The 14327-nt window shown below is 66.0% G+C and carries 12 protein-coding genes; 6 read left to right on the top strand and 6 right to left on the bottom strand.

What is annotated here, in order from left to right; all coding sequences use genetic code 11:
- Positions 1–358: 358 nt before the first annotated feature.
- Positions 359–1306 (top strand): DUF1616 domain-containing protein, encoded by a 948-nt coding sequence (locus tag GJ631_RS05635; protein WP_197424852.1) that lies wholly within the window; start codon positions 359–361, stop codon positions 1304–1306.
- 1 nt (position 1307) lies between these two features.
- Here the strand turns inward: GJ631_RS05635 and GJ631_RS05630 are convergent, their stop codons facing one another.
- Together GJ631_RS05630 and GJ631_RS05625 are read right to left on the bottom strand one after the other, a co-directional pair.
- The gene (locus GJ631_RS05630; RefSeq protein WP_156708206.1) at positions 1308–3068 is read right to left on the bottom strand and encodes a glycosyltransferase family 2 protein; all 1761 of its coding nucleotides are present in this window, start codon (positions 3066–3068) and stop codon (positions 1308–1310) included.
- Between the two features lie 288 nt (positions 3069–3356).
- Complete coding sequence (locus GJ631_RS05625; protein WP_197424850.1) at positions 3357–4079, bottom strand: histidine kinase N-terminal 7TM domain-containing protein; 723 nt, start codon at positions 4077–4079, stop codon at positions 3357–3359.
- Positions 4080–4220: 141 nt separating this feature from the next.
- Between GJ631_RS05625 and GJ631_RS05620 the strand changes: the two genes are divergently transcribed.
- Genes GJ631_RS05620 through GJ631_RS05610 form a run of 3 tightly spaced genes read left to right on the top strand, consistent with a single transcriptional unit; the run spans position 4221 to position 7631 of the window.
- The gene (locus GJ631_RS05620) at positions 4221–5222 is read left to right on the top strand and encodes a Gfo/Idh/MocA family protein (RefSeq protein ID WP_156708204.1); all 1002 of its coding nucleotides are present in this window, start codon (positions 4221–4223) and stop codon (positions 5220–5222) included.
- On the top strand, positions 5219–6142 hold the full coding sequence (locus tag GJ631_RS05615; protein WP_156708203.1) for an NAD(P)-dependent oxidoreductase: 924 nt from the start codon (positions 5219–5221) through the stop codon (positions 6140–6142). The genes GJ631_RS05620 and GJ631_RS05615 overlap by 4 nt, the downstream gene beginning before the upstream one ends.
- Before the next feature lie 7 nt (positions 6143–6149).
- Positions 6150–7631: an oligosaccharide flippase family protein gene (locus tag GJ631_RS05610; protein ID WP_197424848.1), complete on the top strand. Its 1482-nt coding sequence runs from the start codon at positions 6150–6152 to the stop codon at positions 7629–7631.
- A gap of 16 nt (positions 7632–7647) precedes the next feature.
- Here the strand turns inward: GJ631_RS05610 and GJ631_RS05605 are convergent, their stop codons facing one another.
- Complete coding sequence (locus GJ631_RS05605) at positions 7648–9090, bottom strand: sorbosone dehydrogenase family protein (RefSeq protein WP_231753894.1); 1443 nt, start codon at positions 9088–9090, stop codon at positions 7648–7650.
- 120 nt (positions 9091–9210) lie between these two features.
- Between GJ631_RS05605 and GJ631_RS05600 the strand changes: the two genes are divergently transcribed.
- Positions 9211–9711 (top strand): gamma carbonic anhydrase family protein, encoded by a 501-nt coding sequence (locus GJ631_RS05600; protein ID WP_156708202.1) that lies wholly within the window; start codon positions 9211–9213, stop codon positions 9709–9711.
- Here the strand turns inward: GJ631_RS05600 and GJ631_RS05595 are convergent.
- Together GJ631_RS05595 and thiC are read right to left on the bottom strand one after the other, a co-directional pair.
- Positions 9708–10577 (bottom strand): pyridoxamine 5'-phosphate oxidase family protein, encoded by an 870-nt coding sequence (locus tag GJ631_RS05595; protein ID WP_156708201.1) that lies wholly within the window; start codon positions 10575–10577, stop codon positions 9708–9710. The genes GJ631_RS05600 and GJ631_RS05595 overlap by 4 nt on opposite strands.
- A gap of 40 nt (positions 10578–10617) precedes the next feature.
- The gene (thiC, locus tag GJ631_RS05590) at positions 10618–12045 is read right to left on the bottom strand and encodes a phosphomethylpyrimidine synthase ThiC (RefSeq protein ID WP_156708200.1); all 1428 of its coding nucleotides are present in this window, start codon (positions 12043–12045) and stop codon (positions 10618–10620) included.
- 78 nt (positions 12046–12123) lie between these two features.
- On the opposite strand from thiC, the gene glpK reads away from it, so the two are divergent.
- Complete coding sequence (gene glpK / locus GJ631_RS05585) at positions 12124–13641, top strand: glycerol kinase GlpK (RefSeq protein WP_156708199.1); 1518 nt, start codon at positions 12124–12126, stop codon at positions 13639–13641.
- A gap of 23 nt (positions 13642–13664) precedes the next feature.
- Here the strand turns inward: glpK and GJ631_RS05580 are convergent, their stop codons facing one another.
- On the bottom strand, positions 13665–14318 hold the full coding sequence (locus GJ631_RS05580; RefSeq protein ID WP_156708198.1) for a helix-turn-helix domain-containing protein: 654 nt from the start codon (positions 14316–14318) through the stop codon (positions 13665–13667).
- Positions 14319–14327: the final 9 nt, after the last annotated feature.

Below are 14327 nucleotides of genomic sequence, written 5' to 3'. Positions count from 1 at the left end.
TCGCCGTGAACCCGGCCGCGGCGACTGGGGCGGTGAACGACGCGGCGACGCCGACCGCGCCGAGGCTAACGAGCAGCGCCGTCGGCACCGACGGTCGGCGGACGACGCCGGGCGTGCCGAGGGCGTGACTCGACGCCTCCGCCCGACGGCGCCGGGGAGACGAGCCATCGCCGCTCATAGGGTGACCCGCTCCGACGACGCTACTCGGCGCATGGCGGAACACCGGGCACGAACGCGGTCTGTGTGGCGCATCTATCAGGGCAACCGACACCGGCCGGCGTCTTAACCTTGGCCGTCGGGTCACAGTCCCGTCGGTCCCACCAGCGTGTTTTTGTACTGCGGCGGAGAACCCGACACCGTGTCACGTCCAAAGGGGGCTCATAGCGACGGGACGGGAGGGAACGCCGACCTCGCCGCGGTCGTCGTCGCAGTCGTCGTTCTCGACCTGCTCGTCGTGCTTCCGGCCGCTCCCGAGGAAGTTCGAGCGGTCGTCGCAATTTCGGTGCTTCTGTTCGCTCCCGGTTACGCCGTCGTCGCGGCACTGTTCCCCGAAGACGGCGGCCACGTCGATGGCCGCCGTCGCCTCGGGCTTCTCGGGCGACTCGTCCTCGCCGTCGGCGCGAGCGTCGGCGTCGTCGTGGCGGTCGGTGTCGCCCTCGAATTTACGGTGTACGGCTTTCGAGCAGTTCCTATCCTCGTCGGCATCAACGCGGTGACGGTACTCGCCCTCGGCGCCGCGTGGCGCCGACGACGAGCCACCGGCGGTCGACAGTTCGGCGTCGCCGCCCCGGCAGCGTTCAGTCGAACGCGCTCGACTCTCGTCGGCAGTAGTCGGGTCGACGCCGTACTGTCGGTCGTCGTGGTGCTGTGTATCTTCACGGCCGCCGGGGCGGTGTACGCCGCCCCCGGTTCCGTCGACGGGGGAAGCGAGGCGTATCTGTTGACCGAATCCAGTGGGGACCTCGTCGCCGACGACTACCCCCAGGAGTTGACCGTCGGCGAACCGACGACCCTTCACCTCGCCGTCTCCGGTCCCGACGGGACCTCGGAGGCAACCGCCGTCGTCGCGTTACACGATGTCGACACGACCGACGGCGGAGCGACAGTCGAATCCTCGACGGAACTCGACCGATTCACAGTTTCGCTCGATGGCGATACGACGGTTACCGAACACGAGGTCGTTCCGACCGTCGCCGGGGAGTTGCGACTCACCTATCTGGTGTACTTCGGTCCAGCACCCACGGACCCGGGGCCGGACAACGCGGACAGACAGGTACACCTGCAGGTGCAGGTCAGCGAGGGCTGAGCTATTCGCGGCGGTCCTGCCATCGCTCGTCGTCGAAGAAGGGGTGTGTGTTCAACACGTGCAGTAGCACCGACAGCGTCAACATGACGGCACCGACCGCAATCGAGATGCTCGCCACGACCACGAGGGGAATCGAGAGCTCTCCGGAGAGCTGGAGTTGCAACGACCACGCCGCCAGCAACGCTCCGAGGAGGACCACCATCACCCCGGGGGCGCCGACCAGCAGGATGGGATGGGACCGCTGAACGAAGTCGACGATGTTGTGGACCAATCCGATACCGTGGCTCGCCGCACTCTCGGTGCTGCCGTGTTCGACGTCGTAGCGAATCTTCGTCCCGATTTCGTGGAAATCGAAGCCCGCCTCGTTGACCGAATACAGGATATCTGTACTCGCCCACATTCCGTTGCCGATGTCGGTCGAATCGACGACCGTTTCGACCGCGTTGGCGGTGTAGGAACGGAACCCGCTCTGTGTGTCCCGGACCCGTCGCGAGCGGCGCCATCGTCCCATCGTCACGTTCGTCAGCAGGTTGACGACGGCGAGGCCGACTGACCGCACGAACGGGATGTCGGTGTCGCTGTCGGTGGCGTAGCGACTCGCGATGACGACGCCCGCACCGCTGTCGTCCTGGGTGGCGACCAGCCGTGGGATGTCGCCGGGGTCGTGTTGTCCGTCGGCGTCGATGGTGACGAGGTGGGCCGCGCCCCTGCGGTGGGCCTCCCGGAATATCGTCTTGAGAGCCCCGCCGTAGCCGCGGTTCCGGGGGTGGATGACGACGGACGCACCGGCCTCGCGGGCGCGGTCGGCCGTCCCGTCGGTACTGCCGTCGTCGACGACGACCACCTCGTCGGCGAACCGTCTCGCCTCACTCACCACCGACTCGATGCTTCCGGCCGCGTTGTACGCCGGGATGGCGACGAGGACGTGGGGGCTCCCCGGTTTGATATCGGGGCGTTCCGGCACCGCATGAATCTCGAAGCCGTCTTCGGCAAACGCGGCAAGCGTCCGGTCGTAATCGATACGCGGACAGCCCTCGGGTTGGAAGACGATTCCGGGATGGCCTGCCTCCCGGGCCGCCGCCGATAACGCCGACTGGAGCGTCCGCCAACTGCTGTCGTCCTCGGTCGGTTCGACGACTCGGACGCCGAGGGTGTCGGCGATTTCGATCAGTTCCTCGGTCCCGTAGCCGAACGGAGTGAGAAAGACCCCGAACCCACGCTTTCGTGCCTCCAGTATCGTCCGGTAGACGCCGTCGTCGTCCTCGGCGCGGGCGATGATACCGATGGCCGGACGGTCGGTATCAGCGACACCATCGAGACGGTCCGACCCTACCGACGAGGAGATATCGACCACCCGGACGCCGTCTACGGAGGCCTGCGATGGGGGCGAGTGATTATCCGACACCGTGACCGAAAACGGCATGCGTTCCCCCGAGGGCGTTCGCCATCCGGCACGCGTCTCGACCGTAGTCGATGACTCCGGTTCGATTGGTTCAACCTCGACGATTCGCGGCAGTGACTGTTCGTCGTCGCTGGGAGACGATACCGTCTCATCCGGAACCGAAACGAGGTACGTCACTGCTACCACACCGTCGTCGGAGAGAGCGAGCACGCCGTCGATGTGGCCGCCGCGGGGCGCCGAATCGTTACCGTTGTGTTCGCTGCGCTCGCCGACTCCGGCCGGGCGTCCGTCGGCCGGGAGCTCGTCCTCGAATCGGACGGCGACTGGTTCCTCGCGCTCCGAGCGGAACTCGAGTGTCACCGCTAGCTCGTTTTCACGCTTCGAATGGGTTTTCTCGACTCGCACGCCGTCGGCGGTAACGGCGCCATACTCCGAAACGCCGCTCACTGGTATTCACCGTGTTCGAAGTCCGAATATTCGACGGACGAACGTGTCTTGCTCATCTATTATTGTCTTCATAACCACACTATCCCGAGACGGTCCCGCCTGAGTCTCACCCACTCGTATGCCGTATTACCGAGTATTAGGTTCATACTGATAAAAGCATATCGGAAATATGTTCTTAATCCGTCATAATTGGCCGGTCAGTCACTCCGTATCGACCGTGTCGTATCGGCTGTGGGCGTGGAGTTCGAAGAACGTCGGATGGACCAGATACAGCGCGCCGAAGGCGAACAGGGCCACACCGAGCGGTTCGTAGTGCATCGGAATCAGTTGCCGTGGCCGAAACAACGACCAAACCGTCGGCACGGCGGGCAGAGCGGTACTCGCGACGAGGAGCGCGAATCCCTTCGTCGAGCGCTCGGTTCGGGCGAACAGTTCGTACAGCCAGTAGAATCCGACCCCAGCGAGGCCGTACGCCAACGCGAGGAAAGACCAGTACAACACACCCGGTTCGACGACGAGGTATCGGAGCGGCTCCGTCGCCAGCCGCGTGTCGACGAACGCCCCGTGAATCGGTTGGGTGAGCTTTACCGTCGAGACGACGGCGTACGTCGACAACCCGGCCCACCAGTAGCGCGATTGTCGATGGAGGCTCCGACCCGTGTACGCCGAACAAAAGTACAGCCACGCGCCGACGCTCGCGAACCCGACCGCTTGGCCGACGAGATACAGCGAAAGCATCAACGGCTCCGACGGAGCGAGGAAAACGAGGGTCTGAATGACAGACCAGAGCCCCACGGTTACCAGAAGGGCGCGGAGACCGACGCAGGCTTCGTCGGTCGCGAGCCACCCGGCACGGTACACGGCGGCGAAACAGGCCGTTGCCGCCGTGCCGAAGGCAACTACGTATACGAGGAATGTAATCACGTTCGTCACTAATATTAAGGCGTTTATATTTAACAATATGGGCCGTCGCCCCTCGGCGAAATCGCGCGTCGGGACAGACCGCCGCCAGCGGAGGGCGTCGCCTGGCAGGGATTTATACTGTCGACCGACGACCACCCCGTAATGAGCGGTTACAGTGTCGGCGTCGTCGGGGCGGGGTGGATGGCGACCGACTACCACATCCCGGCGTATCGGGACCACGGGTCGACCCGCGTGGTCGCCGTCGCCGAACTGAACGAATCCCGGCGCGACGAGACGGCATCGCGGTTCGGCTTGCAGGGCTACGACTCGGCGGAAGCGATGCTCGACGCCGAGTCGCTCGACGTGGTGAGTATCTGTACGCCGCCGTCGACCCACCGGGACGTCTTTCTGACGGCCGTCGAGGCCGGTTGTCACGTCTTCTGTGAGAAACCCCTGACTATCGACGCCGACAGCGCCCGCGAGATGCAGCGGGCGGCCGAATCCGCCGGCGTCATCACGCAGGTCGGCTACCTCACCCGCTACTACGAGAACGCCAAGAAGGCGATGTCGATACTTCGGAACGACCTGCTCGGCGAACTCATCGAGGTACGGACGACCCATCACTCGACACCGCCGACACAGGGGTGGTACTACGACCGCTCGGTCTCCGGCGGCGGGGTGATGCGGGATTTGCTGCCGCACAGCCTCGATATGTACCTCGACCTCTTCGGTGATGCCACCGTCGAGGACTGTCGGCTTCGCGACACCCGAAACCGGGGCGTCGAGGACGTGGCCGAACTCTCTCTTGCTTTCCCAGCGCGTGACCTCACCGTCGATTTCACGGTGGGATGGACGCAACCCGATGTGTTCATGCGTCACGTCGCTGTCGGCACCGAGGGGTGGTTGGAGTTCGACGGCGACACGCTGTCGGGGGCGATTCACGGCCGGCCCTTCGAGTTTCGCCACGGCGAAACGCCCATCGTCGACATCGGATTGACGCAGTTGTACGGTGCGACGACCGACGACGCCAACACCGAACGCCTGACGGACTTCGTCGACCACGTCGTTGCCGGCGACCGAAACACGTCGGCACCGGTCGAACGCGGCGTCGCCGTCGCCGAAGTAATCGACAGCGCCTACGAACTCGCGGAGGGGAAGCGATGAGAGTCCTCGTCACCGGTGCGACCGGGTATGTCGGCCTCAACGTCGTCCACTCGCTCGTCGACGGCGAGTACGACCCCGTCGCACTGCTTCGACCGGGCACCTCGGAGCGGCGATTGCCCGACGGCGTCGAGACGGTCGCCGGCGACATCCGCGACCCCGACAGTCTGCCGTCTGCTCTGGCGGGCGTCGATTCGGTCGTCCACCTCGCCGCCGCGGTGTACCCGGGACAGGACATGACCGGTATCAACGTCGAGGGGACGGCGAACCTCCTCGAGGCCGCCGACGGTGCCGGCGTCGAAAACGTCGTCTTCGCCAGCACCATCGGCGCCCACCCAGAGGTACCCATCAACCCCGACTCGACGTATCAGACCTCGAAAGCCAGTGCCGAGGAGCTGTTCGTCGACGGCGAGTTCGGCTTCGAGTACAGTATCGTCTATCCGACCTACATCCTCGGCCAGCGGGACTATCGACTCGCACGCTACGACATGTTTCGCCCCGTCGCCGCCAACCGCGTGCTCGTCCCGCCGCTGTACACCTACGACGACTACAACATCGTCCACGTCGACGACGTGGTCGGAACCGTCGAACACGCCCTGACGGTCGGCGGCCAGCGCCGCTATCTCGTCTCGGGACCGAACGTCGACAGCGTCGAAGTCATGCGAACCGTCGCCGATTCGGTCGGCGGCGACTGCCGAGTCGTGAACGTCCCGTACCCGCTGACGAAGTACGGCATCGTCCCGACAATCGATTTCCTCCACCGACTCGGCGTCTCGCCGGTCGGCGGGTCGGGCTTCGCCGAACGCGGCGACTTCGGCACCCTTCGGACGGGACTCACCGAGCGCGCCCCGGTCGAACAGCGCGGTTGGCGGGCAGCAATCGAGGACACCGCCGCGTGGTACCGGGAGGTCGGCCTCCTGTAGCCGCCAGATGGACGAGAAAACCCGCAGTGTCGACTCGGTTCGCCCCGTCGCTCGGCCGACGGTCCCCCGGCAGTTGAACTTCGCCCGCGCCGGCGGACTGCTGTTGGGTATCGAGGTCCTCGGGGCGGTCATCGGTTTCGCCGCCACGGTGTACTTCGCGTCGGCGCTGGGTGCGACCCGACTCGGCGTGTTCTTCCTCTTCGAGGCGGCATTGGCGACGCTTGCGACGTTCTCGGATTTCGGGCTCAGAGGGGCGGTGGAGAAGCGAATCAGCGAGGGCGGCGAAGCCGGCGAGATGCTGGCGGCGACGCTGCTGTTGAAACTGGCGCTGCTCGGTGTGTTGGCCGTCGTCGTCACCGCCTTCCGCGAGGCGATAAACGACTACGTCGGCGCCGAGGTGGCCGCGTTGCTCGTCGTGGCCGCACTGCTGTACGAACTGTCGGTGCTGTCGATTCACGTCCTCCGCGGGGAGTTGCGGACCGAGCAGACGGCGCTTCTGTACTTCGTTCGGCTGGTGGCGTACGTCGCCGTCGCAGTCGTCCTGATTCAGTTCGGATACGGCGCAGCGGCGCTCATCTACGGACTCATCGCGAGCTATCTGCTCATGCTGGCCGGCGGCGCGACCCGGGTCTCGACGCGCCTCGCCCGCCCGTCCCGTCGGCACTTCCGGTCGCTCGTCGACTACGCGAAGTACAACGGCGTCTGGGCGCTCGGCGGCCACGTGTACAACACGATGGACCTGCTCGTCATCGGCTACTTCCTGACGCAGGCCCACGTCGCCGGCTACGAAATCGCGTGGCGACTCACCCTGATGGCCGGCCTCGTCGGCGGCATCGTCGGCAACACCGTCTTCGCCCAACTGAGTGCGTGGCGCACGAGGGGTGAATTCGAGCGAATCGAGGGGACCGTTCGGGAGTCGCTGACCGCCTCGCTGTTCCTCGTCGTGCCGGCGTTCTTCGGCGTGCTGTTACTCTCGGAGAACCTCCTCGGCGTCGTCTTCGGCCCGGAGTACGTCCTCGCAGCCGGCGCGTTGGTCGTACTGATGGGTGAGAAAATCGTCGCCGCGGTGAACGTCGTCTTCGACGCGACGATACGCGCCTTCGACCGACCGGACATCGGCGCTTACGCGACGGTCGTCTCGTTGACCGTAAACATCGTCCTCAACGTCGCATTGGTTCCTCGGTACGGACTCCTCGGCGCGGCGGCGGCGACCGGCCTCGCGATGGCGCTCAACACGGCCGTCTTGGGGGTCTCCCTCGGCAGACTGCATCCGGTCTCCTTCGCGCTTCGTGACATCGGCTGGTGTGTCGGTGCCGGCGCCGTCATGGTCCTCGTCCTCGCCGGTCTCGCGACGGTGGTTCCGCCGACGACCGCACCGGCGCTGGTCGGTCACATCTTACTCGGCGGAGTGGTGTACTTCCTCGTCGTCCTGAGCTCGTCGTCACTCAGAGGGAAACTGCGAGCGAACGTCGCGAACTTCACCGGATAGTCGGGTCCTCGGACGATTACTCGGCGTCGACGATGCGGTAGACGGTGCCGCCCTGCTGGCTCTCCATGCCCTCGCTGACGGCGGCGGTCGTCCCGAGGACGTACACCTCGCCGTCGTTGTCCTGGCCGATGGAGATGACGTTGAGGTTTACTTCGCCGTTCTCACTGCCGGCGAACTGGAGTTCTCGTGTCGGCCAGGAGTCGCCCTCGGGTGTCGCCGCTACGATTCGCCCCGAGGGGGCGGTGAACGAACGGGTGTAGATGCCGAAGAGGTACTCGCCGTCGAGTTGGGGGACGGCGTCGCCGCGGTAGACGTGTCCACCGATGACGGCGAAGCCGACCGCCCGGTCGCCGTCGAAGTGTGGGAACTCGACGACAGGGTCGACGAGCGGTTCGCCGCGCTCGGAGGTGTCCGGACAGTCCGCCGGCGGGATACCCGGCTGTGCGGGGTCGTGACAACTGCTCCCCTCCTTTATCGGCCAGCCGTAGTTGCCGCCGCGCTCGACGACGTTGATTTCCTCGAACAACTCCTGTCCGACGTCGCCGACGATGAGCGTCTCGCCGTCGAAGGCCATCTTCCAGGGGTTTCGAAAGCCCCACGCGAAGTACTCGTCCCGCCCCTCGCGGCCGACGAGTGGGTTGTCCGACGGAATCCCGTAGGGTTTCTCGCCATCTCGCTCGTCTACGTCTAACCGGAGGATACTCCCTCTGAAGTTGTCCAGGAAGTTTTGCCCGTGAGACGGATTGAGTCCGTCACCGAAGGCCGCATACAGATAGCCGTCGGGCCCGAACGCCAGCGTCCCGGCCTGATGAATCGGTCGCTGCCACGGTAAATCCAGGAGGATTCGCTCGGAATCGGGGTCGGCGGTGCCGTCGGTGGCGCTGAACTCCGAGAGGATTTCACGGTGGTCGATTCCGTCCTCGTCCGTCGGGGCGCTGTACCGGACGTAGAACAGGCCGTTGTCGGCGAAGTCGGGGTGGAACGCGAACCCGAGGAAGCCGCGCTCGTCGGTTGCGACCCAACTCGGGAGGTCGCTCCCGAGTTCGATGACGCGGTCGCGGACGTCCAAGAACGGCTCCTCGTGGAGGCTACCGTCCTCGTGGACGTAGACGACGCCGGTCTGGTCGGCGATGAACAGGCGGTCGTCGTCCGGGGCGACCGCGAGGACGTTCGGCAACACCAATCCCTCAGCGACCGTCTCGACGCCGACGGTCGGCCCCGGTTCGAAGTACGGCTCCGGCTCTGGGGTATCAGATGTCGGGGTTGGGTTCGTGTTCGGGGTCGAGGCCGGTGTATTCCCCGGCTCTCCACCGCCGCGTTGGAACGAACAGCCGGCCAGTCCGGCCATCGTCGCACTCGCCGCCGTCGCGGCGAGCAGTCGACGGCGGGTGAGGCCGCCGAGTCGGCCGTGTTCGGATTGTATCTCATTCTCCTCGCCGTTCGGGCCTGAATTATACATAGATAGTTAGTCCTCGGCGGGTATGGTCGCCCTAACCGATACAATACAGAGGGCGGGCGACGACTAAAGCCTGTCCCGCCGGAGGCGTACGTTTAACTCGCCGCCCGCGGACCATCGGGTATGATACGCAGTTTCGACGGCACCGAACCCGACATCCACGAAAGCGCCTACGTCGACCCCGCCGCGGTCGTCATCGGCGACGTGACTATCGAGGCCGAAGCGAGCGTCTGGCCGAACGTGACGTTGCGCGGCGACCACGGCAACATCACGCTCCGGGAGGGGGCAAACGTCCAGGACAACGCCGTCCTCCACGAGGGAGCCGAAATCGGGCCGTACGCGACGGTCGGCCACACCGCCATCGTCCACAACTCGACGGTCGAAGAGCGCGCCCTCGTCGGAATGAGTGCGACGGTTCTCGACCGCTCGACGGTCGGCGAACGGGCGATGGTTGGCGCCAACAGCCTCGTCACCGAGGACACCGACATCGAGCCGAACACGCTGTACGCCGGCACGCCCGCCGAGAAAATCAAGGAGGTCGAGGACTCGCCGTGGGCCTACGCCGGCGACCGCTACGTCGAACTCTCCCGCGAGCACATGGAGTCCTCCGAAATTCTGGATTAATCCCGGAAGTACTGTCGCGTTCGCCACTTCCCCTGTACGATGAACTTCAGGCGGTCCCACAGCGTCTCGTTGCGCATGGAAAACGAACTCGCCGGGTCGAACACCACGCGGTCACCCTCGGCTCGACACTGCCCGCGGTACAGCCGCTGGCTGAGCTTGTCCAACCCCGAGGAATGCCAGTGACACAGCAGGCACGCCGGAGTGCCGTCGTCGACGGACAGCGACACGTCGAGCAGCGCCACCTTGTCTCGAATCTCGACGACCGCGACCGACCGTGTTGTCGGCCAGCCGTCCTCGTCGACGACGGTGAGCGCCAGTCGGTCGTAGGACTCCGCCTCGCTCCTGTCGAGGTCGGTTGCGGGCCACGGCGGGAACTCGCCGACCTCGGTTTCGACCGGTTCGATGCGGACCGGCTCGATTTCGACGACGATGCGGAGGGCGTACCACCCGAGTAAGAACCGGCCGACGCGTGACTCCAACACGTCGGTCGTCTTCGAGAACCCCTCCCGCTTCGGTGACGGCGGTTCGTCCTCGATGAGTTCGCGGACGTACTCGGCGTTGGCTTCGAGGTCGTCGTCGCGAACCGTCCCACGACCGTAGAGGACGAACGGCTCCTCGGCGTCGTAGAACAGCAGCGAGAGCTTCGGGTTCTCCCGGACCGCGTCGACCTTTCCGGAGAATGCTGGCGGAGAGGTGACGACGACCGACTCGGTGTCGTCGTCGTAGAACGGACTCAGCGGGAACGTCTGCGGGCGGTCGTCGTTGGCGGTCGCGACTTCGGCGGCCGCCGAATCGTGGACGGCCTGCCGTACTCGCTTCATCTCGGACGACGAGAGGCCACCCTCGGCGAGGGAGGGGTCTGTCATAGCAGTTCCAGCGACTGCCGGCAACTTATACTATCCCCCGTCAGTCGTCGTCCGCGGCCGCTTCATCGGGCGCGGGCACGTCCTCGAGACCGTCGGCGTCGTGGGTGCCGGTCGGCGGCAGGTTCACCTCGGCGGCCGGCGAGGATTCAAGGTCGGTCTTGCCGTCGATGTCGTCCATCTCGCCGTCGGCGTCGCGGGCGTCTTGGTCGATGCGCATCGAACAGAACTCGACGCCACACATCGAGCAGAATCGCGCTTCCTTGTAGTTGTCTCCCGGCAGCGTCTGGTCGTGATACGACTGTGCGCGTTCGGGGTCCAACGCGAGGTCGAACTGCCAGCGCCAATCGAAGTCGTACCGTGCCTCCGAGAGCGCGTCGTCCCAGTCGCGGGCGCCCGGCAGTCCGTTGGCCACGTCCGCGGAGTGGGCGGCGATGCGGTAGGCCGCGAGTCCATCACGTACGTCCTCGGCCTCCGGAAGCCCCAGATGTTCCTTAGGTGTGACGTAACACAACATCGCGGCGCCGTGGCGGGCGGCCTCCGTCGCACCGATGGCGCTGGTGATGTGGTCGTACCCCGGTGCGATGTCGGTGACGAGCGGCCCCAACACGTAGAACGGCGCGCCGTCGCAGACCTCTCGCTGGCGCTCCATGTTGTGCTGGATTTCGTCCAGCGGGACGTGTCCCGGCCCCTCCACCATCACCTGAACACCGTGGTCCCACGCCAGCCGCGTCAACTCACCGAGGGTGTCGAGTTCGGCGAACTGCGCGTCGTCGGAGGCGTCCGCCAGCGACCCGGGTCGGAGCCCGTCGCCGAGGCTGAACGTCACGTCGTGTTGGGCGAATATCTCACAGATGTCCTTGAAGTGGGTGAAAAGCGGGTTCTGGGCGCCGTTCTCCTCCATCCACTGGGCGAGAATCGACCCACCGCGGGAGACGATACCCGTCGTCCGGCCGTCGGTCAGTGGCAGGTGTTCGGCGAGAACGCCAGCGTGAATCGTCATGTAGTCGACGCCCTGTTCGGCCTGCTTTTCGATGACCGAGAGCAGCAACTCGGGCGTCAACTCGGTCACGTCGTCGACCTTCGTGACCGCCTCGTAGATTGGAACGGTTCCGATGGGAACCGGGGAGTGGCCGACGTTCGCCTCTCGAATCTCGTCGAGGTTCGCGCCCGTCGAGAGGTCCATCACGGTGTCGGCGCCGTAGTGGACCGCCGTGTGAAGTTTCTCCAGCTCTTCGTCGAGGCCGCTCGTCGTCTCGCTGTTGCCGATGTTGGCGTTGACCTTCGTGGCGAATTCCCGGCCGATTATCATCGGGTCGAGCGCCTCGTGGCCGTGATTGTTCGGGATGACCGCCTGCCCCTCCGCGACCTGCTGGCGGACGAACTCGGCGTCTCGGTTCTCCCGCTCTGCGACCCGCTCCATCGCCGGCGTGACCTCGCCGTCCCGTGCGCGCTGTAGCTGCGTCGGCATGTATAATCTAGTAATACAACTTAGTAATAAGCATTCCGCCGCCGGTCAGTATTTGTCCCCAGCGGGCGGGGAGTCCGCATGGAGTACGTCGCGGCCATCGACCAGGGAACGACGGGTACCCGGAGCATGGTGTTCGACCGCGAGGGCCGGGTCCACGGCGCGGCCTACGAGACCCACGAGCAGTTCTACCCCGAACCCGGGTGGGTCGAACACGACCCCGAGGAGCTATGGCGAAACGCGAGACGGACGCTTCGGGAGGCGCTCTCCGGCGCCGATATCGACGCGGGTAACCTCGCCGCCATGGGCGTGACGAACCAACGGGAGACGACGGTACTGTGGGACGCAGAAACCGGCCAGCCAGTCCACAACGCCATCGTCTGGCAGGACCGCCGAACCACGGACCGAGTCGAACGGCTGGAAGCCGAGGGGAAGGCCGCCGAAATCCGCCGGAAGACGGGACTACAGCCCGACGCGTACTTCTCGGCGACGAAACTCGAGTGGCTGCTCGACAACGCCGACCCCATCGCGCCGGACCGCGGGGGCGGCGGCGACGTACGGGAACGCGCAGAAGCGGGCGAGTTGCGGTTCGGCACCGTCGACTCGTGGCTCGTCTGGAACCTCACCGGTGCCCACGTCACCGACGTGACCAACGCCTCCCGGACGCTTCTGTTCGACATCCACGAATTGGCGTGGGACGACGAGCTGCTCGCGGAGTTCTCGATTCCGCGGGCAATCCTCCCGGAGGTTCGCCCCTCCAGCGACGCCGACGTGTACGGCTACACCGACGCCGAAACCTTTGGCGCCGAAGTACCGGTCGCCGGGGCGCTGGGCGACCAGCAGGCGGCGCTGTTCGGCCAGACCTGCTTCGATGCGGGCGACGCGAAGAACACCTACGGTACCGGGTCGTTTCTGCTTCTCAACACCGGCCCGGAGGCGGTCGACTCCGACCACGGCCTGTTGACGACAGTGGGGTTCCAGCGCTCCGGGGAACCACCGCAGTACGCACTCGAGGGGTCGATTTTCGCCACCGGCGCCGCCATAGAGTGGCTCTCGGACGTCGACCTCATCGACGACGCCGCCGACACCGAGCGCCTCGCCCGTGGCGTCGACTCGACCGACGGCGTCTACTTCGTCCCCGCCTTCACCGGATTGGGCGCACCCCACTGGGACCAGCGCGCCCGCGGGACCCTTCTCGGAGTGACCCGCGGCACCCGCAAGGAACACGTCGTCCGGGCGACGCTGGAGGCCATCGCCTTCCAGACGCGGGACGTCGTCGAGGCGATGGTCGAGGACAGCGGCCTCGAGTTACAGAGCCTCCGCGTCGACGGCGGCGCGGTCAAGAACAACTTCCTCTGTGGCCTGCAGGCAGACATCCTCGGCACCGAAATCGTCCGTCCGGAGGTCGACGAGACGACCGCACTCGGTGCCGCCTATGCCGCTGGACTCGCCGTTGGCTACTGGGACTCGCTTTCGGAACTCCGCGAGAACTGGCGTATCGACCGCGAGTTCGAACCGGACGCCGACACGGATGTCGAGGCGCGGTACGACCGGTGGGGCGAGGCCGTCGAACGGTCGCTGGACTGGGCCACCGAGTAGTCAGACGACCGTTGGAGTTCGTCTCAGTCGCTCGATGCCGCCGGAACGCCGTCGGCTATCGCCGACCGCGTCGACTCCGTCAGCGTCGTCACGACCGCTTCGCCGGTCCGCTCGCGGTCGACGAAGCCGCGGTCTTCGAGCGCCGAAAGGTGATACGACACCGTCGACGGCGCGCGGTCGGTCGCCTCGGCGACGGCCGTCACCGATGCCGGTTCGTTCGCGGCGACGGCGGCGAGGACCGTCCCCGTTCCGTCGGCACCGAGGACGCCAGCGAGTTCGGCGTCTACCTCTGCAGGGGCGAACCGCAACGACCCCGCGACTTCGGCCGCATCGACGAGGCCGGCCTCCCGAAGGACGCCGACGTGATATCGGACGGTCGACTTCGTGACGCCGACGCTCGCGGCGATGCTTCCGAGGTCGGTCCCCGGTGCGGCCTCGATGGCGCCGTAGACAGCCGACCGCGTCGGTTGCTCGAGGACGCCGTCGGTGTCGGCGCGGCTAAGACTACTCGAACTCGCTGTCGGTCGCAGGCGGTCGAGTAGCGGCGCGTCGATACCGTCACCGGCAGAAAGCGTCGCACCGTCGGCCGCCGGTGTCGCCGCACCAACAGCCCCCGGCGCCACTAACCCGACGACCAGCGCGGCGACAAGAACCGTCGTGAGAATCCGACGAACCATACCGGGAGT

Origin of the sequence: Natronomonas sp. CBA1123, from assembly GCF_009741925.1 — an archaeon.
GTDB lineage: Archaea > Halobacteriota > Halobacteria > Halobacteriales > Haloarculaceae > Natronomonas.
The sequence above is the reverse complement of the archived record's forward strand: the minus strand, read 5'-3'. Positions and strand labels throughout refer to the sequence as shown.

Excerpts from the sequence above, each read along its gene's own strand:
- GJ631_RS05610 (WP_197424848.1), top strand. The coding sequence starts at position 6,150 with ATGGACGAGAAAACCCGCAGTGTCGACTCGGTTCGCCCCGTCGCTCGG.
- GJ631_RS05615 (WP_156708203.1), top strand. The coding sequence starts at position 5,219 with ATGAGAGTCCTCGTCACCGGTGCGACCGGGTATGTCGGCCTCAACGTC.
- glpK (WP_156708199.1), top strand. The coding sequence starts at position 12,124 with ATGGAGTACGTCGCGGCCATCGACCAGGGAACGACGGGTACCCGGAGC.
- thiC (WP_156708200.1), bottom strand. The coding sequence starts at position 12,045 with ATGCCGACGCAGCTACAGCGCGCACGGGACGGCGAGGTCACGCCGGCG.
- GJ631_RS05605 (WP_231753894.1), bottom strand. The coding sequence starts at position 9,090 with ATGTATAATTCAGGCCCGAACGGCGAGGAGAATGAGATACAATCCGAA.
- GJ631_RS05580 (WP_156708198.1), bottom strand. The coding sequence starts at position 14,318 with ATGGTTCGTCGGATTCTCACGACGGTTCTTGTCGCCGCGCTGGTCGTC.
- GJ631_RS05620 (WP_156708204.1), top strand. The coding sequence starts at position 4,221 with ATGAGCGGTTACAGTGTCGGCGTCGTCGGGGCGGGGTGGATGGCGACC.
- GJ631_RS05595 (WP_156708201.1), bottom strand. The coding sequence starts at position 10,577 with ATGACAGACCCCTCCCTCGCCGAGGGTGGCCTCTCGTCGTCCGAGATG.
- GJ631_RS05600 (WP_156708202.1), top strand. The coding sequence starts at position 9,211 with ATGATACGCAGTTTCGACGGCACCGAACCCGACATCCACGAAAGCGCC.